Source organism: Geodermatophilus sp. DSM 45219 (assembly GCF_900104025.1).
Lineage (GTDB): Bacteria > Actinomycetota > Actinomycetes > Mycobacteriales > Geodermatophilaceae > Geodermatophilus.
The window spans coordinates 13,112-34,194 of the sequence record NZ_FNIQ01000005.1 but is presented as its reverse complement, the minus strand read 5'-3'; the positions used below and the strand labels follow the sequence as shown (position 1 = coordinate 34,194).

The 21,083-nt window shown below is 74.3% G+C and carries 12 protein-coding genes; 6 read left to right on the top strand and 6 right to left on the bottom strand.

Annotation, left to right across the window (positions count from 1 at the left end; translation table 11 throughout):
* Positions 1–135 precede the first annotated feature (135 nt).
* The 5 genes from glgB to BLR12_RS15800 all read right to left on the bottom strand — a co-directional run bounded on the left by glgB (position 136) and on the right by BLR12_RS15800 (position 9,052).
* On the bottom strand, positions 136–2,976 hold the full coding sequence (gene glgB / locus BLR12_RS15820) for a 1,4-alpha-glucan branching protein GlgB (protein ID WP_091380146.1): 2,841 nt from the start codon (positions 2,974–2,976) through the stop codon (positions 136–138).
* Between the two features lie 136 nt (positions 2,977–3,112).
* A complete protein-coding gene (locus BLR12_RS15815) occupies positions 3,113–3,544 on the bottom strand; it encodes a hypothetical protein (protein WP_091380143.1) in 432 nt (143 codons plus the stop codon).
* A 102-nt stretch (positions 3,545–3,646) separates the two neighbouring features.
* The gene (locus BLR12_RS15810) at positions 3,647–5,020 is read right to left on the bottom strand and encodes a maltokinase N-terminal cap-like domain-containing protein (protein WP_091380140.1); all 1,374 of its coding nucleotides are present in this window, start codon (positions 5,018–5,020) and stop codon (positions 3,647–3,649) included.
* Complete coding sequence (gene treS / locus BLR12_RS15805) at positions 5,017–6,834, bottom strand: maltose alpha-D-glucosyltransferase (protein WP_091380137.1); 1,818 nt, start codon at positions 6,832–6,834, stop codon at positions 5,017–5,019. Before treS ends, BLR12_RS15810 begins: the two co-directional genes overlap by 4 nt.
* A gap of 151 nt (positions 6,835–6,985) precedes the next feature.
* Positions 6,986–9,052, bottom strand: a complete 2,067-nt coding sequence (locus BLR12_RS15800) for an alpha-1,4-glucan--maltose-1-phosphate maltosyltransferase (protein WP_091380135.1) — start codon at positions 9,050–9,052, stop codon at positions 6,986–6,988.
* A gap of 179 nt (positions 9,053–9,231) precedes the next feature.
* Between BLR12_RS15800 and glgP the strand changes: the two genes are divergently transcribed.
* Together glgP and BLR12_RS15790 are read left to right on the top strand one after the other, a co-directional pair.
* Positions 9,232–11,781 carry an alpha-glucan family phosphorylase gene (glgP, locus tag BLR12_RS15795; protein ID WP_091380132.1) on the top strand — a complete coding sequence of 850 codons (2,550 nt, stop codon included), beginning with the start codon at positions 9,232–9,234 and terminating at the stop codon, positions 11,779–11,781.
* 152 nt (positions 11,782–11,933) lie between these two features.
* Positions 11,934–12,914 (top strand): FHA domain-containing protein, encoded by a 981-nt coding sequence (locus BLR12_RS15790; RefSeq protein ID WP_091380129.1) that lies wholly within the window; start codon positions 11,934–11,936, stop codon positions 12,912–12,914.
* A 105-nt stretch (positions 12,915–13,019) separates the two neighbouring features.
* Here BLR12_RS15790 and glgX read toward each other — a convergent pair whose 3' ends face one another.
* Positions 13,020–15,152, bottom strand: a complete 2,133-nt coding sequence (gene glgX / locus BLR12_RS15785; protein ID WP_091380126.1) for a glycogen debranching protein GlgX — start codon at positions 15,150–15,152, stop codon at positions 13,020–13,022.
* A gap of 76 nt (positions 15,153–15,228) precedes the next feature.
* Between glgX and BLR12_RS15780 the strand changes: the two genes are divergently transcribed.
* From BLR12_RS15780 to BLR12_RS15765, 4 genes are all read left to right on the top strand, one after another.
* Positions 15,229–16,020 (top strand): ABC transporter ATP-binding protein, encoded by a 792-nt coding sequence (locus BLR12_RS15780; RefSeq protein WP_255363544.1) that lies wholly within the window; start codon positions 15,229–15,231, stop codon positions 16,018–16,020.
* A gap of 62 nt (positions 16,021–16,082) precedes the next feature.
* Entirely contained in the window at positions 16,083–17,756 is a 1,674-nt protein-coding gene (locus BLR12_RS15775) for a hypothetical protein (RefSeq protein ID WP_143018793.1), read from the top strand.
* Between the two features lie 113 nt (positions 17,757–17,869).
* Entirely contained in the window at positions 17,870–19,408 is a 1,539-nt protein-coding gene (locus BLR12_RS15770; protein WP_091380122.1) for an NAD(P)/FAD-dependent oxidoreductase, read from the top strand.
* On the top strand, positions 19,398–21,029 hold the full coding sequence (locus tag BLR12_RS15765) for a glycosyltransferase family 39 protein (protein WP_091380119.1): 1,632 nt from the start codon (positions 19,398–19,400) through the stop codon (positions 21,027–21,029). The genes BLR12_RS15770 and BLR12_RS15765 overlap by 11 nt, the downstream gene beginning before the upstream one ends.
* The last annotated feature ends 54 nt before the right edge of the window (positions 21,030–21,083 follow it).

Below are 21,083 nucleotides of genomic sequence, written 5' to 3'. Positions count from 1 at the left end.
CGGATCGTCGCATCGGGGCGGTCGCTCCGCAGGGGCCGCCGCCCGGCCGGCGGCCCCGTGAGGTCCTGGAACGGCCCTCCGTCGACTGGCGGGGAGCAGGGGTCCCCACCAGGCGTGGGAGGAGGCGGTCCTGTCTCAGCCTCCGTGCACGAACCAGACGGTGCCCAGCGGAGGGACGGCGAGGGTGGCGGAGTACGGCTGCCCGTGCCAGGGCTGCTCGACGGCCTCGATGCCGCCCATGTTGCCGACCCCGGAGCCCCCGTAGCCCTGGGCGTCGCTGTTGAGCACCTCGCGCCAGACGCCCGGCCGGGGCAGCCCGATGCGGTAGCCGTGGTGGGGGCTGCCGGCGAAGTTCGCGACGCACGCCAGTGCCTGACCCGTGCCGGGGTCGCCATCCGCGCCGTCCCCGCCCGCACCCGGGCGGGCGTAGCGGAGGAAGGACAGCACGTTGCCCGAGGCGTCGTTCGCGTCGATCCACTGGAAGCCGGCCGGGTCGACGTCCTGGGACCACAGCGCCGCGGTCTCGCGGTACCGGTGGTTGAGGTCGGTGACCAGCTGCAGGACGCCCCGGTGGGCGGGGTCCTCCAGGTGCCACCAGTCCAGCGAGTGGCTCTCGGCCCACTCGGCGTCCTGGCCGAACTCCGAGCCCATGAACAGCAGCTGCTTGCCGGGGTGGGCCCACATGTAGGCCAGGTAGGCCCGTAGGTTGGCCAGCTGCTGCCAGCGGTCGCCGGGCATCTTCCGCAGCAGCGAGCCCTTGCCGTACACGACCTCGTCGTGGCTGATCGGCAGCACGTAGTTCTCGGAGTAGGCGTAGATCATCGAGAACGTCAGCTGACCGTGGTGGTAGCTGCGGTGCACCGGTTCCTTGGACATGTAGGACAGCGAGTCGTGCATCCAGCCCATGTTCCACTTGAAGCCGAACCCCAGGCCGCCGAGGTGCGTCGGCCGGGTGACGCCGGGCCAGGCGGTGGACTCCTCGGCGATGGTGACCACGCCGGGCACCTCGCGGTAGACGGTGGCGTTCATCTCCTGCAGGAACGCCATCGCCTCCAGGTTCTCCCGGCCGCCGTGCACGTTGGGCTCCCACTCCTCACGCGAGTAGTCCAGGTAGAGCATCGAGGCGACCGCGTCGACCCGGATGCCGTCGACGTGGAACTCCGTGCACCAGAACAGCGCGTTCGCGACGAGGAAGTTGCGCACCTCGGACCGGCCGAAGTCGAACACGTAGGTGCCCCAGTCCAGCTGCTCGCCGCGGCGGGGGTCGCCGTGCTCGTACAGCGCCGTGCCGTCGAAGCGGGCCAGCGCCCACTCGTCCTTGGGGAAGTGCGCCGGGACCCAGTCGACGATGACGCCGATGCCCGCCTGGTGCGCCCGGTCGATCAGGTAGCGGAGGTCGTCGGGGCTGCCGTAGCGCGCGGTCGGGGCGTAGTAGGAGGTGACCTGGTAACCCCAGGAGCCACCGAAGGGGTGCTCGGCGACCGGCATGAACTCGATGTGGGTGAACCCGTGCTCGACGACGTAGTCGACCAGCTCGTCGGCCAGCTGGCGGTAGGACAGCCCCTGCCGCCACGAGCCCAGGTGCACCTCGTAGATGCTCATCGGGCGCTGGTGCCAGGCGTTCCGCGCGCGCTCGGACAGCCAGTCGTCGTCGTTCCACTCGTGACTGGACTCGGTCACCACCGAGGCGTTGAGCGGCGGGACCTCGGTCTCGAACGCCAGTGGGTCGGACTTCTGCCGCCAGACGCCGTCGCGGCCGAGCACGTGGTAGCGGTACTTCGTGCCCACCGGGACGCCGGGGATGAAGACCTCCCACACGCCGGAGGAGCCCAGCGACCGCATGGGGTAGGCGCGGGCCTCCCAGTAGTCGAAGTCGCCGGTGACCCGCACGCCCTGGGCGTTGGGCGCCCAGACGGCGAAGGAGACGCCCTGGACCTGCCCGCGAGGGGTGTCGTAGCGGCGCACGTGCGAGCCGAGGACGTCCCACAGCCGCTCGTGGCGGCCCTCGCGGATCAGGTGCTGGTCGAGCTCACCGACCGTGGGCAGCCAGCGGTAGGGATCGTCGACGACGAAGGTGTTGGTGCCGCCGACCCCGTCGCCGTAGACGACCTCGATGCGGTAGTCGCCGGGCTGCTCGGCCAGGTGCGCCTCGTAGATGCCGCCGCCGTGCAGCCGTCGGGTGTCGTACCGGGTGCCGTCCTCGTCGACGACGGTGACCGTCCTGGCGTCGGGGCGCAGCGTGCGGACAACCCAGCCGTCCCTGGCGGGGTGCGCGCCGAGGACGCTGTGCGGGGCGTAGGACCAGCCCTCGACGACGGCGCGCAGCTGCTCCTCGCCCACCTCGGCGGGCGTCTCCTGCTGGGCCAGGCCCTCCTCTGCGGGCGCCTGCCCCTCGGGGACGGTCGCGGCCGCGACCTCCGCGCCGGCGCCGGGTGCGTCCACGGCCGGCGCCGCCGCGGCCGGCGTGGCCTCGACGGGCGTCGTCCCGGCCGGGCCGCCGCGGCCGTCCTCGTCCGGCGCCTGCGGGGTTGCCGGCCCCGCGGGGTCCGGGCTCGGTGGCTCCGGCTGCCCGGCGGGGGCGCCGCTCGGGCTGCCCGGCTGGGCGATCGGCGCCGGCGCCACCGCCGGGGCGGCGGTGCCGCCCTGCTCGGCGACCACATCGCCCTGCGTCGCCTTCTTGCGCGGGGCGCGCTTGGCCGTGGTCTTCTTCGCCGGCGCCTCGCCGTCCGCCGCCGCCGTGGCCTTCCCTGCTGCCGCGGTCTTCTTGGCGGCGGGGGTCTTCTTGGCCGCAGGGGCCTTCTTCGCCGCGGTCCGCTTGCGGGCCGGAGCGGCGTTGACGATCGGCTCGGCCTCGGCTGCCTCGGCCGCGGCGGTCTTCTCCTCGACGGCGGCCTGCAGCTCCTCCCGGCTCGCGGGAGGACGCCCGCCGGTCGGCGGGGAGTCGGTCGTGCGCTCGGTCTCGTCCGGGGATGTCATCGCGTCGCCGTCCTCTTCGGTGCCGGTGTGTCGGTGGTCGTGCGCCGCGCGCGCCAGCCGGCGGCGGTGAGCCGGGACGGCGACTGCAGCGGGGTCATCAGCCAGTACGGGCGGTTGCGCGCCTCGTGAACGCCGGTCACCGGGCCGGGCCGGTCCCGGTGGACGTCGTCCCGGCCGGGCTGGGGCCACCGTCCTCGTCCGGCGTCTGCGGGGTGTTCGGCTGTGCGGGGTCGGAGCTCGGCGGCTCCGGCTGCCCGGCGGGGGCACCGCTCGGGCTGCCCGGCTGGGCGATCGGCGCCGGCGCGACCACGGGGGCGGCGGTGCCGCCCTGCTCGGCGACCACGTCCCCCTGCGTCCCGCCCTCCTGCGGGCCGCGCGTGGCCGAGGCCTTCTTCGCCGCGGTCCGCTCGCGGGCCGGAGCGGCGTTGACGATCGGCTCGGCCTCGGCCGCCTCGGCCGCGGCGGTCTTCTCCTCGACGGCGGCCTGCAACTCCTCCCGGCTCGCGGGAGGACGCCCGCCGGTCGGCGGGGAGTCGGTCGTGCGCTCGGTCTCGTCCGGGGATGTCATCGCGTCGCCGTCCTCTTCGGTGCCGGTCGTCGGTGGTCGTGCCGGCCCCTCTGCAGGGTCCCGCCGCGAGCTCGCGAGCGGCGGGGGGCAGAGGGCCCTTCTTCAGCCCGCGGCGGTGAGCCGGGACAGCGACTGCAGCGGGATCATCAGCCAGTGCGGGCGGTTGCGCGCCTCGTAGACGCACTCGTAGACGGCCTTGTCCGCCTCGAACGCCCGCAGCAACGGGCTGTCGCCGCAGGAGTCCGTCCCGCCCGCGGCCGCGTAGCCCGCGCAGAAGGCGCTCCGGTTGCGCTCTGCCCACTCCTGCGCGCGGTAAGCGCGTTGTTGATCACCCGGCTGCTCGACGAGCATGTGGCGGGCCGCGTAGTCGAAGCTGCGGAGCATCCCGGCCACGTCGCGCAGCGGGCTGTCCAGCTCGCGGCGGGCGGCGAGCGGCCGGGCGGGCTCGCCCTCGAAGTCGAGCACGATCCACCCGGTCGCGGTGCGCAGCACCTGGCCCAGGTGCAGGTCGCCGTGCACCCGCTGCCGGACGACCTGCTCGCCGCCGCCGGCCACCGCCGCGTACACCGCGCGCAGCCCCTCGGCGTGCTCGGCCAGCTGCGGGGCGACCTGGATCGCCGCCTCGAGTCGCTCGGTCATCTGCCGGGCGACCGTGGCCAGCCACTCGGGACCGGCCTCCTCGGTGGGCAGCACCGCGGCCATGTCGGCGTGCACCGAGGCCGTCGCCGCGCCCAGCCGCTCGCTGTCGGCGGCGAAGTCCCCGCCCACCTCGTCGGCGTGCAGGTCGCCCTCGGCGTAGAGGTCGCGCACGCTCGCCGTGGCCAGCCGCCAGCCGTCGCTGGCGTTGGGCACGAACCCCTGCAGCATGAACACCGTGGCCGGCGGGGTGTCGCTGTCCCGGTCGTGGTCGATCTCGGCGTGGCCCAGCAGCGGTGCGATGTGCGGGTTGTCCGTCCCCCGCAGGGCGGCGTGGATCTCGACGTCCGGGTTGAGGCCGGGCTCGAGGCGGCGGAACAGCTTGAGGATGGCCTCCTGCCCGTACACCAGCGAGGTGTTGCTCTGCTCGGTGGAGAGGATGTCGCCGGGCAGTCCGGCCGGGATCTCGGCGCCCTCGCCGGGGACGAACCGCATCGGGCCGACCGTGGCCCCCTCGGCGAGGTGGGTGAGCCAGGTGGCCGTCGCCTCGCGGTCGCGCATGGCGTCGTAGGCGTAGTTCTCGCCGTTCTCGTGCGGCACGGTGCCGATCAGCGCCGAGGCGAGGTCCTCCGCGGGGTGGTCGCGCCACGACAGCGGCACCAGGTAGGTCTCGGTCGCGCCGTCGGTGTAGCTGACCGTCACCCGGTGGATGGACAGGACGGGGTGCGAGCGGTCGAGGAAGAAGCTCTCCTCCTCGACACCGGCCCACTCCCGGCCCTTGCCGCCGAACCAGCGCTGCGACGGCATCCAGTCCCGGAACAGTCCGGTCAGGGCGGTCATCGGTCTCCTCCCGTGTCGGCCGCGGGCGGTTCGTCCCCCGTGCCGACGAGGCCGGCGGCCAGCAGGGAGTCGGCCACCGCGGTGTCGTCGGTCTCGACCGGCTCCTCCACCGGCTCGGCGGGCTTGGCCAGCTCGAACCAGTAGAAGCCGTGGCCGGACAGCGTGAGCATGTAGGGCAGCACGCCGATCTGCGGGAACTCCACCCGGCCGGTGAGCTCGATGGGGGTGTAGCCCTCGAAGCGGCGCAGGTCCAGCTCCACCGGCTGCGGGAACCGCGACAGGTTGTTGACGCAGAGCACCACGTCGTCGCCGAACTCGCGGACGAACGAGAGCACCGTCGGGTTGCGCGAGCCGATCTCGGCGAAGCTGCCCAGCCCGAAGGTGGGGTGCTGCTTGCGGACGTGGATCATCTGCCGCAGCCAGTGCAGCATCGAGTTGGTGTTGCGCAGCTGGGACTCGACGTTGGTCACCTGGTAGCCGTAGACCGGGTCCTGGTTCAGCGGCAGGTACATCCGCTGCGGGTCGGCGGTGGAGAAGCCGCCGTTGCGGTCCGGCGTCCACTGCATGGGCGTGCGGACGCCGTCGCGGTCGCCGAGCCAGATGTTGTCGCCCATGCCGATCTCGTCGCCGTAGTAGAGGACCGGCGAGCCCGGCAGCGACAGCAGCAGCGCGTTGAACAGCTCGAGGGTGTCCATGTCGTTGTCCAGCAGCGGCGCCAGCCGGCGGCGGATGCCGATGTTGGCCTTCATGCGGGGGTCCTTGGCGTACTCCGCCCACATGTAGTCGCGCTCCTCGTCGGTGACCATCTCCAGGGTCAGCTCGTCGTGGTTGCGCAGGAAGATGCCCCACTGGCAGTTGTCCGGGATCTCCGGCGTCTGGGCCATGATCTCCGAGATCGGGAACCGCTGCTCCCGCCGGACGGCCATGAACAGGCGCGGCATCACCGGGAAGTGGAAGGCCATCTGGCACTCGTCGCCGTCCTCGCCGAAGTACTCGACGACGTCGGCCGGCCACTGGTTGGCCTCGCACAGCAGCACCCGGTCGGGGTAGTCGGCGTCGACCACCTTGCGCACGTGCTTGAGGAACTCGTGGGTGCGCGGCAGGTTCTCGCCGTTGGTGCCCTCCTCCTCGAACAGGTAGGGGACGGCGTCCAGCCGGAAGCCGTCGACGCCCAGGTCCAGCCAGAAGCGCAGGGCGCCGATGATCGCCTCCTGCACCCGCGGGTTCTCGAAGTTCAGGTCGGGCTGGTGGGAGAAGAACCGGTGCCAGAAGTACTGCTTGCGCACCGGGTCGAACGTCCAGTTCGAGCTCTCGGTGTCGACGAAGATGATCCGCGCGTCGGCGTAGCGGGTGTCGTCGTCGCTCCACACGTAGAAGTCGCCGTAGGGACCCTCGGGGTCGCTGCGGCTGGCCTGGAACCAGGGGTGCTGGTCCGAGGTGTGGTTCATGACGAAGTCGATGATCACGCGGATGCCGCGGGCGTGGGCCGCGGCGAGGAACTCGGTGAAGTCCTCGATGTCGCCGAACTCCGGCAGCACGGCGGTGTAGTCGCTGACGTCGTAGCCGCCGTCGCGCAGGGGGGAGGCGAAGAAGGGCGGCAGCCACAGGCAGTCGACACCGAGCCACTGCAGGTAGTCCAGCTTGTCGATCATGCCGCGCAGGTCGCCGACGCCGTCGGCGTTGCTGTCGGCGAAGCCGCGGACGAGCACCTCGTAGAAGAGGGCGCGCTTGAACCACTCGGGATCGGTACCGGGTGCGGGCAGCGCCGACGCCTGCGCCGGCGCCTCGGAACGGTCGGGGACGGGAACGGTCATGGTGGGGAGTCGCCCTCGGTTCTGCGGGGGTGAGCGGTTGGGCCGCCCCCTTGCAGGGTCCCGCCGTGGCCCCGTCCCGAGGCTCGCGCCGAGCGTGCGAGGCGTGAGGAGGACGGGGTCCTTCCATGGCGGGGGGCAAGGGGGCCCTTCATCAGGTGACCGGCGGTGGCACCTGGACCTGCCGGGGGTAGGTGATCGAGAAGACGTGCGCCGGCTCCCGGTAGGGGTCGAGCTCGACGTAGTTGAACTGGCCCCAGTCCCAGCTGTCGCCGGTCAGCTCGTCGGTCACGGTGAACCGCTCGTACCAGTCCAGCCCGATGGCCGGCAGGTCCAGCGCCGTCGTCCCGATCTGGGTGTGGTGGCTGGAGAGGTTCACCACCACCAGGACGGCGTCCTGCGAGCCGGGGTCGGTCTTGGTGAAGCAGAGCAGGTTCGGGTTGTCCACGGAGTGGAAGCGCAGCGTGCGCAGCTGCTGCAGCGCCGGGTGGGCGCGGCGGATCTCGTTCAGCCGGCGGATGTAGGGCGCGAGGCTGCGCCCGGACGCCTCGGCCGCGGCCCAGTCGCGCGGCCGCAGCTGGTACTTCTCGCTGTCGAGGTACTCCTCGCTGCCGGGGCGCACCGCGACGTGCTCGAAGAGCTCGAAGCCCGAGTAGACGCCCCACGTCGGGCTCATCATCGACGCCAGGACGGCGCGGATCTTGAACATCGGCGGGCCGCCGAGCTGCAGCGACGCGTGCAGGATGTCCGGGGTGTTCACGAAGAAGTTCGGCCGCATGTAGTGGCTGCTGGCGGCCAGCTCGCGGCCGTAGTCCTCCAGCTCGGCGCGCTCGGTCCGCCAGGTGAAGTACGTGTAGGACTGCGTGTACCCGATGCGGGCGAGCTGGTGCATCATCGCCGGCCGGGTGAAGGCCTCGGCGAGGAACAGCACGTCGGGGTCGGTCTCCTTGACCGTCCAGATCAGCCAGTGCCAGAAGTTCAGCGGCTTGGTGTGCGGGTTGTCGACGCGGAAGACCCGCACACCGGCGTCCATCCAGACCCGGAGGACCCGCAGGCACTCGGCGTAGAAGCCCTCGGGGTCGTTGTCGAAGTTGACCGGGTAGATGTCCTGGTACTTCTTCGGCGGGTTCTCCGCGTAGGCGATCGTGCCGTCGGGCTTGGTGGTGAACCACTCCGGGTGCGCGGCGACCCAGGGGTGGTCCGGTGCGGCCTGCAGCGCGAAGTCCAGCGCCACCTCCATGCCGAGCTCGCGGGTGCGCTCGACGAAGGCCCGGAAGTCCTCCATCGTGCCCAGCTGCGGGTGGACGGCGTCGTGCCCGCCCTCGGCGCTGCCGATGGCCCACGGCGAGCCGGGGTCCTCCGGGTCGACCTCGTAGGGGTTGCCGCCGGGGAACTGCGGGGTGTTCGGGCCCTTGCGGTTGACGGTGCCGATCGGGTGGATCGGCGGCAGGTAGACGACGTCGAAGCCCATGTCGGCGATCGCCGGCAGCCGCTCGGCCGACGTCGCGAAGGTGCCGTGGGTCGGCCTGCCGTCGACGACCGGGCCGGTGGAGCGCGGGAAGAACTCGTACCAGGAGCCGAACAGGGCGCGGGGCCGGTCGACCCAGACCTCGTACACCGGGCCGCCGGTGACCAGCTCGCGCACCGGGTGCTCGTGCAGGTACCGCTGCACCGACTCGGCCAGCGCGGGAGCGACCCGCGCGGGCAGCTCGCGGGAGGTGTCGCGCAGCGCGGCGGCGGCGTCGGTCAGCCGCCCCTTCCAGTCGCCGTCGGCCTCGCCGGCCACCCGGTCGAGCAGCCGGGCGCCCTCCTCGAGGTCGTTGGCGAGCTCCTCGGCGCCCTGACCGGCGGCCGTCTTGACCTCGACGGCGTGGTGCCAGGTCGCCAGCGGGTCGCTCCACGCCTCGACCTGGTAGGTCCAGCGGCCCTCGCGGTCGGGCACCACGGTGGTGAGCCAGCGGTCGGGCTGGTCGCCGAAGCGGGCCATCCGGTTGAGCGGCTGCGCGGCGTCCCGGGCGGGTGTGGTGCGCGACGGGTCGCCGGCCGCCTCCGTGGGCGGGGTCCACACCACGTTCGCCGCGACGGCGTCGTGGCCCTCGCGGAAGACGGTGGCGGTGATCGGCAGGTGCTCGCCGACCACGGCGCGCGCGGAGAACGCGCCGCAGGACACGACGGGGGCGACATCGGTGATGCCGAGACGGAGGTCAGCGCGGCCAGTCATCCCCGCCACGCTATCGGCGGCGCGTCGGGTGAGCACATCGGCCGCCGAGGCATGCCGTTCGCTGTGCTGGACGGGCGGGACGGGCGGGTGACCCGGGCGTCGGCTGGCCATGCTGCATCCTGGCGCGTGCCGGCCTGCGCCGCTCTGGCGGCCGCGGCGACCGTCGCTAGTCTCGCCCCGTGCGCGCTCTCCGCCGGTTCACCGTCCGGGCCTCGCTCCCCGAGGAGCTGATGCCGCTGTCCCAGCTCGTCGCCAACCTCCGCTGGTCGTGGCACGCCGAGACCCGCGACCTGTTCGAGGCCCTGGATCCCGAGCTGTGGCGCACCTGCAACGGCGACCCGGTGCAGGTGCTCGGCGAGGTGTCGGCCGACCGGCTGGCCACCCTGGCCCGGGACCGGCGCTTCGTGCGCCGGCTCCAGGACGTCGTCGACGACCTGGAGGAGTACCTGTCGGCGCCGCACTGGTACCAGTCGCTGGGGGAGGAGGCCCCGGCGACGGTGGCCTACTTCTCCGCGGAGTTCGGCATCACAGAGGTGCTCCCGCAGTACTCCGGCGGCCTGGGCATCCTGGCCGGTGACCACCTCAAGGCCGCCTCGGACCTCGGTGTCCCGCTGGTCGGCGTCGGGCTGCTCTACCGGGCCGGCTACTTCGAGCAGGGCCTGTCGGCCGACGGCTGGCAGCTGGAGCACTACCCGTCGCTGGACCCGCAGGGTCTGCCGCTGAAGCTGCTGCGCCAGTCCGACGGCACCGCCGTGGTCATCGCCGTCCCGCTGCCCGAGGGCCGCACGCTGTCCGCCCACGTCTTGCGGGCGCAGGTCGGCCGGGTCTCGCTGCTGCTGCTCGACAGCGACATCGAGGAGAACGCCCCCGCCGAGCGCGGCGTCACCGACCGCCTGTACGGCGGCGACGAGGACCACCGGCTGCGCCAGGAGATGCTGCTCGGCATCGGCGGCGTCCGGGCGCTGCGGGCCTACTGCCAGCTCACGGGGACGCCGGCGCCGGAGGTCTACCACGCGAACGAGGGGCACGCGGGCTTCCTCGGGATCGAGCGCATCCGCGAGCTGACCGAGTCCCACGGGCTGTCCTTCGCCGAGGCGCTGCAGGCGGTGCGCGCCGGCACGGTGTTCACCACCCACACCCCGGTGCCGGCCGGCATCGACCGCTTCCCGCGGGCCCTGATCGAGCGCTACTTCGCCGGTTTCGGCGTCCCGCTGGAGCACATGATCCCGCTGGGTGCCGAGGCCGACCCGACGAAGTTCAACATGGCCCACATGGGCCTGCGGCTGGGCCAGCGCGCCAACGGCGTCAGCCGGCTGCACGGGCACGTCAGCAGGGGCATGTTCAACTACCTGTGGCCGGGCTTCGACGAGGGCGACGTGCCGATCAGCTCGATCACCAACGGCGTGCACGCGCCGACCTGGACCGCGCGCGAGCTGGTCGAGATGGGGACCCAGACCAGCAGCCAGGGCGACCCGGTCGAGGCCGGCGGCGAGGTGCACTTCGACGGCGTGGACCGGATCCCCGCAGGTGAGCTGTGGAGCACCCGCCGGATGCTGCGCGGCCGGCTGGTCGAGGAGGTGCGCCGCCGGCTCCGCGAGACCGCGCTGTCCCGCGGTGCGGCGGAGTCCGAGGTCGGCTGGACCGACAGCGCCTTCGACCCCGACGTCCTCACCATCGGCTTCGCCCGCCGGGTGCCGTCCTACAAGCGGCTGACCCTGATGCTGCGCGACCCCGAGCGGCTCCGGGCGCTGCTGCTGGACCCCGAGCGGCCGGTGCAGCTGGTCATCGCCGGCAAGAGCCACCCGGCCGACGACGGCGGCAAGCAGCTGATCCAGCAGATGGTGAAGTTCGCCGACGACCCGGAGCTGCGGCACCGGATCGCCTTCCTGCCCGGCTACGACATCGGCATGGCCCGCTACCTCTACTGGGGCTGCGACGTCTGGCTGAACAACCCGCTGCGCCCGCTGGAGGCCTGCGGGACGTCGGGGATGAAGGCCGCGCTCAACGGCGGGCTGAACCTCTCCATCCGCGACGGCTGGTGGGACGAGTGGTTCGACGGCCAGAACGGCTGGGCCATCCCCACCGCCGACGGCGTCGCGGACCCCGAGCGCCGCGACGACATCGAGGCCCGGGCGATCTACGACCTGCTCGGCAGCCAGGTGATCCCGCGGTTCTACGAGACCGACCGGGACGGCGTCCCGACCCGGTGGGTGGAGATGGTGCGGCACACGCTGCGCGAGACCGGCCCCAAGGTGCTGGCCACCCGCATGGTGCGCGATTACGTGCAGCAGCTGTACGTGCCCGCGGCCGGCTCGTCACGGGCGATGGCCGAGGGCGGCTACGGCCCGGCGCGCACCGAGGCCGGCTGGCGCGCGCGGCTGCTCGACCACTGGAGCACCGTGCGGGTCGCGCACGTCGAGGCCACCGGCGCGGGCGACACCCCGGAGATCGGGTCGACGCTGGCGCTGCGGGCGGAGGTCGAGCTGCCGGGCCTGACGCCGTCCGACGTCCAGGTGCAGGCCGCCTACGGGCGGGTGGACGACGCCGACGGGCTGCACGAGGTGACCACCCGGCCGATGACCCACGAGCACACCGAGGGGTCGCGGCACTGGTTCTCCGCCACGGTCCCGCTGGAGCGCACCGGTGCCTTCGGGTACACGGTGCGGGTGCTGCCGCACTCCGAGCACCTGGCCGACCCGGCGGAGCTGGGCGTCGTCGCGTCCGCCTGAACGACCTTCCAGCAGCGGGGGGCAGGGAGGTCCTCGCTCACCGGCGGCACAACCGCCACGCCGGTCGCACGGGTCCCGGGAGCCCACCGGGTGATCGGCGTGGCGGCGAGGACGGCTCACCCAGTCGGGTGAGTCGCATCTAGGCTGAGCCCATGCCCGACCGCTGTGAAGTACTGCCAGGAGACTCCGTCGTCGCCCGACGGGGAGGCGGCCTGCTGTGGGTGGACGCCCCGGGCTCGCCGGCCCTGGTCGCCGCGCTGCACGCCTGCCTGGGGGTGGCCGGCCCCGGCGCGGAGCGGGTGCTCGGCGCGGTCGCCGGTCAGGTCCCGGCGCTGGGCGGCAGCTCGGCGTCCTTCGCCCTGGTCCTGGTCGACACCGCAGGCGGGTCCGGCACCGGCGTCGCGCTGTGGTCGGGCAAGGGCCAGCCGGCCGTGGACGGCGTCCCGGTGTCGGGCTCGTCGGTCGACGGCTGCACCCTGGCCAGCGGCTTCCAGCTCGGGCAGACCCTGTACGTCGGCCCCGGTCAGCCGGTGCCCTCGATGCCGCCGGGCGTCGCCTACGACCTGGTCGAGGGCACCGTCCCGGGCTCGGGCGCGATGCTGCAGCTGGCCGCGGTCGCGCACGCGTCGTCGGCCGCCGTCCCGCAGGCCGCGGCGCCGTCCTACTCCGCCGGCTCCGACGCCGGCTTCGGCGGCGCGGGCTCCTCCGGCTACGGCGCCACTGCCGCCCCCTCGCGTCAGGAGGAGGACGAGGGCGAGGCCACCGCGTTCTGGACGCCGGACGCCCCGCCCGCCCCGGTGCTGCGGTTCGACGACGGCCTGGTCGTGACCGTCGACGAGGACCTGGTGCTCGGCCGCCGCCCGGACAACCACGAGCTGGTGACCGCCGGCTCCGCGCGCCCGGTGCCGATCGCCGACACCCAGAACGTGCTCTCCTCCGCGCACGCCGCGATCCAGCGCAGCGGCCGGGAGGTCTCCCTCGTCGACCTGGGCTCGCTCAACGGCACCCACGTCGCCGGCCCCGAGGCCACCGAGTGGACCCAGCTCGAGCCCGGTGTCGCCCACCCGCTGTCCGACGGCGACCGCCTGCTGCTCGGCTGGACGGTCATCACCTTCGAGCAGCAGCCGGAGTAGCAGCCCGCGTCTCCAGGGAGCACTCCGGCGCCGGTCCTGCCGCTCTCGCGCCGTTGCACCAGCGCGAGACCGGCAGGAACCGCGCGGGAGTCGGCGGTCACCCCGTCAGGGACGGCGGAGCACCCGGAGCAGCCAGACGCAGCGGGCGGGCACCTCGATCGGTCCGGGCGCGACCACGGCCGGCTGCGGCGGCGCGCCGGTCGGCCACTCGGTGGAGACGGCGAACTCGTAGCCGTCCGCCCACGGCGCGCCGGGCAGGTGCACCGTCACCGGCTCCGCGCCGGCGTGCAGCTGCACGAGGTAGGAGTCGTCCTGCACCGGGCGGCCGCGCTCGTCGCGGTGCCGGATGCCGCGGCCGTCGAGGTACATCCCGACCGTCTGCAGCGCGGTGTCGAACCAGTCGGCGGTGTCCAGCTGCGCGCCGTCCGGGGCGAACCAGGCCACGTCGCGGGTGCCGCCGGTGTCGGGCAGCTCGTGGCCCTCGAAGAACGCCTCCTGGCGCAGCACCGGGGACTCCCGGCGCAGCCGCAGCAGCCGGGCGACGAAGGCGCGCAGCTCCTCGTCGACCCGCTCCCAGTCCAGCCAGGAGATCTCGTTGTCCTGGCAGTAGGCGTTGTTGTTGCCTTGCTGGGTGCGGCCGAGCTCGTCGCCGGCCGTGAGCATCGGGACGCCGGTGGACAGCAGCAGCGTGGCCAGGTGGTTGCGCACCTGGCGCGCCCGCAGCGCGCACACCTCCGGGTCGTCGGTGGCCCCCTCGACGCCGCCGTTCCAGTTGCGGTTGTGGCTCTCGCCGTCCCGGTTGTCCTCGCCGTTGGCCTCGTTGCGCTTGCGCTCGAAAGCGACCAGGTCGGCGAGGGTGAAGCCGTCGTGGGCGGTCACGAAGTTGATGCTGGCGAAGGGCCGCCGGCCGTCGGAGCGGTAGAGGTCCGACGAGCCGGTGAGCCGGTAGGCCAGGTCGCGCACGCCCACCCGCGCGCCGGACCACACGTCGCGGACGGTGTCGCGGTACTTGCCGTTCCACTCCGTCCACGGCGGCGGGAAGTTGCCGACCTGGTAGCCGCCGGGGCCGACGTCCCACGGCTCGGCGATGAGCTTCACGCGGCTGACCACCGGGTCCTGGTGGACGACGTCGAAGAAGGCCGAGAGCCGGTCGACGTCGTGCAGCGAGCGGGCCAGCGCCGAGGCGAGGTCGAACCGGAAGCCGTCGACGTGCATCTCGGTGACCCAGTAGCGCAGCGAGTCCATGAGCAGCGCCAGCACCTGGGGACGGCGGACGTCGAGGGTGTTGCCGCAGCCGGTGTAGTCCTGGTAGCGGCTCGGGTCCTCCCCGCGCAGCCGGTAGTAGCCGCCGTTGTCGATGCCCTTGAACGACAGGGTCGGGCCGGTGTGGTCGCCCTCCGCGGTGTGGTTGTAGACGACGTCGAGGACGACCTCGATGCCCGCCGCGTGCAGCGACTTGACCATCGCCTTGAACTCGGTGACCTGCTGCCCGGCGGTGCCCGACGAGCTGTAGGCCGCGTGCGGGGCGAAGAAGCCGAGGGTGTTGTAGCCCCAGTAGTTGGTCAGGCCGCGGCGCAGCAGGTGCGGCTCGCTGACGAAGTGGTGCACCGGGAGCAGCTCGACGGCGGTGACGCCCAGGGACCGCAGGTGCTCGACGAAGGCGGGGTGGGCCAGGCCCGCGTAGGTGCCGCGCAGTGCCGGCGGGACCTCGGGGTGGCGCATCGTGGCGCCCTTGACGTGCACCTCGTAGACGACGGTGTCCGACCACGGGGTGGCCGGCGGCCGGTCGCCGTCCCACGGGAACGGGTCGTGCACCACGACCCCGCGCGGCACGTACGGCGCGGAGTCGCGCGGGTCGGGGCCCTCGCCGCCCTCGTACCGGAAGCCGAACAGCGCCGGGTGCAGGGACTGGTCGCCGTCGACGGCGCGGGCGTAGGGGTCCAGCAGCAGCTTGGCCGGGTTGTGCCGCTGTCCGGAGGCTGGGTCCCAGCCGCCGTGCACCCGGTAGCCGTAGCGCTGGCCGGGACCGACGCCGGGCAGCCGGCCGTGCCACACCTGGTGGGTGTTCTCCCGCAACCGGTGGCGGTGCTCGGTGCCGTCCTCGTCGAACAGGCACAGGTCGACCGCGTGCGCCCCGGCCGACCAGAGCGCGAAGTTGGTGCCGATGCCGTCCCAGGAAGCGCCCAGGGGCGCGGGGGAGCCGGGCCACACCTCGTACTCTCCGGGTCTGCTGCGCACGGCAGGGATCCTGACACCACCGGACGATCCGGCGTCGCAGCGGCGCGGGTGCGGTGCTGGTTGGTTGGATGGGGTCGTGTCGAGCGATCCGGTCGTCGAGGTGCGCGGTGTGGACGTCGTCCGGGGGGAGACCCGCCTGCTCCGCGGCGTCGACTGGACGGTCCACGCCGACGAGCGCTGGGTGGTCCTGGGCCCCAACGGCGCCGGCAAGACGACGCTGCTGCAGCTGGCCTCGGCGCACCTGCACCCGACCCGCGGGGCCGTCACGCTGCTCGGGGAGACCATGGGCGCGGTCGACGTGTTCGAGCTGCGGCCGCGCATCGGGCTGACCAGCGCGGCACTGGCCCAGCGCATCGAGGCCCGGGAGCGGACCGGGGACGTCGTCCTGTCCGCCGGCTACGCGGTGGTCGGCCGGGGTCGGGAGCGCTACGACGTCCACGACCTGACCCGCGCGGCGGTGCTCATGCAGCAGTGGGGCGTGACGGCGATGGCGCACCGCGCCTTCGGCACGCTGAGCGAGGGCGAGCGCAAGCGGGTGCAGATCGCGCGGGCGCTCATGCCCGACCCCGAGCTGCTGCTGCTCGACGAGCCGGGTGCAGGCCTGGACCTCGGCGGCCGGGAGGACCTGGTCGCCCGGCTGACCGCGCTCGCCGGCGACCCCGCCGCACCGGCGCAGGTGCTGGTCACCCACCACGTCGAGGAGATCCCGCCCGGCTACACCCACGCGCTGCTGCTGCGCGGTGGGCAGGTCGTGACCGCCGGGCCGCTGGAGCAGGTGGTGGGGCAGGAGGCGCTGTCGGAGACCTTCGGGCTGGCGCTCTCCGTGCAGCGCTCCGGTGGGCGCTGGACCGCCCGCCGGGCGGCCTGAGGCAGGACCCCGTCCTCCCCGCCCTCGGCGTGCCCGGGACGGGGCCGTCCGGCGTCGCCTCGGTGCCGACCCGCTCGCGCCGCCGCCCCGGTGCGCCGGGGGTCGTGGCCGGGGCGGCGCTGGCCCTCGGCGTCGTCGTCCAGCTGCTGCCGTTGGTGCTGTTCCCGACGGTGCTCAGCCAGGACGGTCCCGCGCACGTCGCCGGGGCCTGGGTGCTGCTGGGACACGGGGCCGACGACCCCACCGGCGCGGTGCTGCGCGAGCACTACCGCACCGACCTCACGCCGGTGCCCAACATGCTCGCCACCCTGCTGCTGGCCGGGCTGCTGCCGCTGGCGGGGCCGGACGGCGCGGAGAAGCTCCTCGTGGCGGGGCTGGTCCTCGGGCTGGTCGCGGCGCTGGCCTGCGCGGTGCGCGCCCTGGACCGGCGGGCGTGGTGCCTCGCCGCCGCCGCCCTGCCGCTCGCCGGCAGCCACCTGGTCGCCTACGGGTTCTACAACTTCGTGCTGGGAGTGACCGGGGCGCTGCTGGTCCTCGCCGTCGCGCTGCGCCGGCGGGACGGGTGGCCGGTGGCCGCGGCGGCGGGGCTGGCCGGGCTGCTGGTGCTGACCTGGAGCGCGCACCTGCTGCCCTGGGTGTTCGCCGCGGGCGGCGTGCTGGTGCTGGCCGCCGTCCGTGCGGGCGCAGCCGTCCGCAGCGGACGACCGGTCGCCGCCGCCGTCCGCGGACACGGGCTGCCCGTGCTGCTGGCGGTCCTGCCCTCGGCGGCGCTGACCGCCGGCTACCTCGCCACGGGGGAGGGGCCGCCGGCCGAGGGCGAGCCGACGCCCTCCCCGGAGCGGCTCGGGGAGCTGCTGACCGGGGCGCGGCCGCTGGTCACCGGCTGGGGCGACGAGCGGCTGCCGGCCCTGGCCACCGCCGCCCTGCTCGTGGTCCTGGCCGCCGCGGCGCTGCGCCGGGTGCGCGGCGGCGCGCCGCTGCGGGCCGAGCGGGTCGCGCTCGGGCTGCTGCTGACCGGGGTGACGGCGGTCTACTGGCTGACCCCGGACCGCCTCGGCGAGGACTTCGGCTTCCTCGCCGCCCGGCTGGCCTGGTTCCCGCCGCTGCTGCTGGTGCTGTGGGCGGCCAGCCGCGTGCCCGGCCCGCGGGTGGCCGCGGCCGCGACCGTGCTGCTCGTCGCCGCCGGCTCGGCCCTGGCGCTGTCCCGGCTGCCGGCCCAGGCGGCGGCGGCCGGCGAGGTCGCCGAGCTGCTGGCCCTGGCCGAGCGGATCCCGCCGGGTTCGACGGTCGCCGTCCTGCAGTACGACCGCTCCACAGCCTCGGCCGGGCCCGGGTCGCCCGACCCGCTGCGGCACGAGTCGAGCCGGCTGGCGGTGCGCGCCGGCGGCGTCGACCTCGGCCACTACGAGGCGGTGCACGACTACTTCCAGGTGCGCTTCGTCGGGTCGCCGTCCCTGCGGGGGCGGCTGGACCCCCACCCGGACCTGCACGGTCTGGAGCGCATCCCGCCGGCCGTCGACCTGCCCGCGGTGCGCGGCGACCTCGACGCGGTCGTCGTCCTCGGCCTGCAGCGGGCCGACGCGGGCGTGCGGGGATCGGCGCGGGCCCGCGCGGCCACCGCCGAGCTGGCGGCCCACTACTCACCGGTCGCCACGTCGCCGTCGGGACTCGCGGTGCTGTGGCGCCCGGACCCCCCGTCCGGTCAGACTGCCCGGGGTGGTCCCGGCCCGGCGTAGCGACGTGGGCCACGTTCCGGTCGCAGACGACCGGGGTAGGGCGACCGGAGCCATGGCCGAGCAGAGGCAGGGCGACCCAGGTCCCGGACGAGCCGGGGAGTGTCGGAGGACGCGTGCGCCAGCCACAGCCGCAGACCGGTTCGACCGTCGTCGTCGGAGCGGGGCCCGCGGGCCTCACCGCTGCCTTCGAGCTCACCGAGCGGGACGTGCCCGTGACGGTCCTCGAGGCCGACTCCGTCGTCGGTGGCATCAGCCGCACGGTGGAGCGGGACGGGTGGCGCTTCGACATCGGCGGGCACCGCTTCTTCACCAAGGTGCCCGCGGTGGAGCGCTGGTGGCACCGGATGCTCCGGGACGACGAGTTCCTCTCCCGGCCCCGGTTGTCCCGCATCCACTACGCCGGGCAGCTGTTCGACTACCCGCTCAAGCCGGTCAACGCGCTGCGCGGCCTGGGCCCGGTCGAGGCGGTGCGCTGCCTGCTGTCCTACGTCGTCGCCCGGGTGCGACCGCCGCGCGACCAGAGCCACTTCGAGGGCTGGGTGTCCGCCCGGTTCGGTCGCCGGCTCTACGAGATCTTCTTCAAGACCTACACCGAGAAGGTGTGGGGCGTCCCGGCCACCGAGATCCAGGCCGACTGGGCCGCCCAGCGGATCAAGGACCTCGACCTGTGGCGGGCGGTGCTGCACGCGCTGCGGCCCCAGGCGGGTCGGACCGACATCACCACGCTGATCGACCGGTTCCAGTACCCCCGCACCGGCCCCGGCCTGATGTGGGAGCGGACGGTGGAGAAGGTCCTCGACGCCGGCGCGACCGTGCACATGGACACCCGCGTCACCGCCGTCCACCGCGACGGGGCCGGCGCGGTCGCGGTCAGCGCGCGCACGGCCACCCCCGGCCCGCACGTCGCCGAGCCCGACCGGCGCATCCCGGCCGACCACGTCATCTCCTCGATGCCGTTGCCCGAGCTGGTGCTCGCGATGGACCCGCCCGCGCCGGAGCCGGTGCAGGAGGCCGCCCGTGGCCTGTCCCACCGCGACTTCCTCACCGTGGCCCTCGTCGTCCCCGAGGAGGCCGGGTTCCCGGACAACTGGATCTACATCCACTCCCCGGAGGTGCGGGTGGGGCGGATCCAAAACTTCGGGAGCTGGTCGCCCTTCCTGGTCAAGGACGGCCGGACGTGCCTGGGTCTGGAGTACTTCGTCGACGAGGGCGACGAGACCTGGGAGACCGACGACGACGCCCTGGTGGAGCTCGCGACCCGGGAGCTGGAGCAGCTCGGCCTGGTCGACGCCGACCGGGTCGAGCGCGGCTTCGTCGTCCGGATGTCGAAGGCCTACCCGGTCTACGACTCCGGCTACGACGAGCGGGTCGAGGTCATCCGGGCGTGGCTGGCCGAGGCGGTGCCCAACGTGCACCCCGTCGGGCGCAACGGCATGCACAAGTACAACAACCAGGACCACTCGATGGTGACCGCGATGCTGACGGTCGAGAACATCGTGTCCGGGACCGGGCACGACGTCTGGGCGGTCAACGTGGAGGAGGACTACCACGAGGGCGGGACGGACCCCGCGTCCGGCACGGACGACGGGACGGCGCGCAGCGGCACCGGACGGGCGGCCCCCGTCCTGCCGCGCCGGCCGCGTGCCGCCTAGCGCGGGGGACGCGCCGCCCACCCTCCGGGACGCGCCGGCGCGCCGGGCCCCGACCGGCCGGTCCGCGGCCTGGACCCGGCTCGGCGAGCGCCCCGCCCAGCCCTGGCCGGTCGCGTGGCTGGCCGCCGTGCTGGCCGCCTGCGTCGCCGCCGGGGTGGTCGCCCGGTTCGTCGCGCCGCCGGAGCTGTGGCTCGACGAGGCGCAGAGCGTGGCCATCGCCCGGCTGCCGCTGCCCGAGCTCCTCGCCGCCCTGGAGCAGGACGGCTCACCGCCGCTGTACTACCTGCTCCTGCACGGCTGGACGGCGGTGTTCGGCACCAGCGCCACCGCCGTCCGGGCGCTGTCCGCGCTCATCAGCGTGGCCACCCTGCCGCTGGCGTGGCACGTCACCCGCCGGCTGGCCGGCCGCCGGGCCGCGGTCGCGCTGGTCGTGCTGCTGGCGACCTCGCCGTTCCTGGTCCGCTACGCCAGCGAGAGCCGGATGTACGCGCTGCTGGTGCTGCTGACCGTCCTCGGCGTCGCCGCGGGCGCCGCGGTGCTGCGCCGTCCCGGCGCCGGGCCGGTCCTCGGCCTCGGCGCGGTCACCGGTGCCCTGCTGCTCACCCACGTCTGGGCCGCCCACCTGGTGGCGGCGGCCGGGCTGCTCGCGCTGGCGGCGCTGCCCGCCCGCCGCGGGCCGGCGCTGCGGGTGCTGGCCGGGCTGGGGGTGGGGGTCCTGCTGTTCGCGCCCTGGCTGCCGTCCTTCCTGGTGCAGCTCACCCGTACCGGCACGCCGTGGGCGGAGGCGGCCGGCTTCGACGCCCTGCCGATCGCCCTCGAGGCCTGGCGGGGCGGGTTCGAGCTGCGTGCCCACGCCCTGGGGACGGCGCTGGTGCTGCTCGCCGCGGTCGGTCTGCTGGCCGCGGCCGCGCCCCGGCGTCCCGGCGAGCGCACCCTGCTGCTGTCGCTGCGCCCGCGCCCGTCGCGGCTGGTCCTGCTGGCGCTGTCGGCGGGGACCCTGCTCGTGGCCGGTGCGGTCAGCGTGCTGACGGGCACCGCGGTCGCCGGTCGCTACACCAGCGTCGCGGTGCTGCCCTTCCTCGCCCTCGCCGCCCTGGGCCTGGCCGCGCTGCCGGGCACCGGGACGCGCGCCGCCGGGCTGCTGGTGGTCGCCGGACTCGGACTGGCCACCGCGCTGCCGCAGCTGACCGCACCGCGCACCCAGGCCGGAGAGGTGGCCCGCGCCCTGGGGGACGCCGCGCCGGGGGACGTGGTCGTCTTCTGCCCCGACCAGCTGGGCCCGTCGGTGGCCCGCCTCGTCCCGCCGGAGCGCGGTCTGGACCTGGTCGTGTACCCGGACCTGGGTCCCGCGGACCGGGTGGACTGGACCGACTACGCCGACCGCGTCGCCGGCACCCCGTCGGCGGCCGTCGCGGCCGACCTGCTGCAACGCGCCGGCGCCGGATCGGCGGTCTGGGTGGTCACGGGCAACGGGTACCGCGTGCCGTCGCCGCAGCGCTGCGGCGACCTGGTCGACTCCCTGGAGGCCGCCCGCGGCGAGCCCGAGCTCGTCGTCGCCACCGACGCCGCGGTGCCCGAGGACCACCGGCTGCACGTCTTCCCGCCGGTCGCCGCCCCCTGAGCCGCCCCGAGGCCGGCGCGGTGCTGCTGGCTAGGGTGCGGGCGACGACGTCGT

What these genes read in the sequence shown, in the direction of transcription:
- BLR12_RS15790 (WP_091380129.1), top strand. Translation starts at nt 11,934, where the DNA reads ATGCCCGACCGCTGTGAAGTACTGCCAGGAGACTCCGTCGTCGCCCGA.
- BLR12_RS15810 (WP_091380140.1), bottom strand. Translation starts at nt 5,020, where the DNA reads ATGACCGCCCTGACCGGACTGTTCCGGGACTGGATGCCGTCGCAGCGC.
- BLR12_RS15815 (WP_091380143.1), bottom strand. Translation starts at nt 3,544, where the DNA reads ATGACATCCCCGGACGAGACCGAGCGCACGACCGACTCCCCGCCGACC.
- treS (WP_091380137.1), bottom strand. Translation starts at nt 6,834, where the DNA reads ATGACCGTTCCCGTCCCCGACCGTTCCGAGGCGCCGGCGCAGGCGTCG.
- BLR12_RS15800 (WP_091380135.1), bottom strand. Translation starts at nt 9,052, where the DNA reads ATGACTGGCCGCGCTGACCTCCGTCTCGGCATCACCGATGTCGCCCCC.
- glgB (WP_091380146.1), bottom strand. Translation starts at nt 2,976, where the DNA reads ATGACATCCCCGGACGAGACCGAGCGCACGACCGACTCCCCGCCGACC.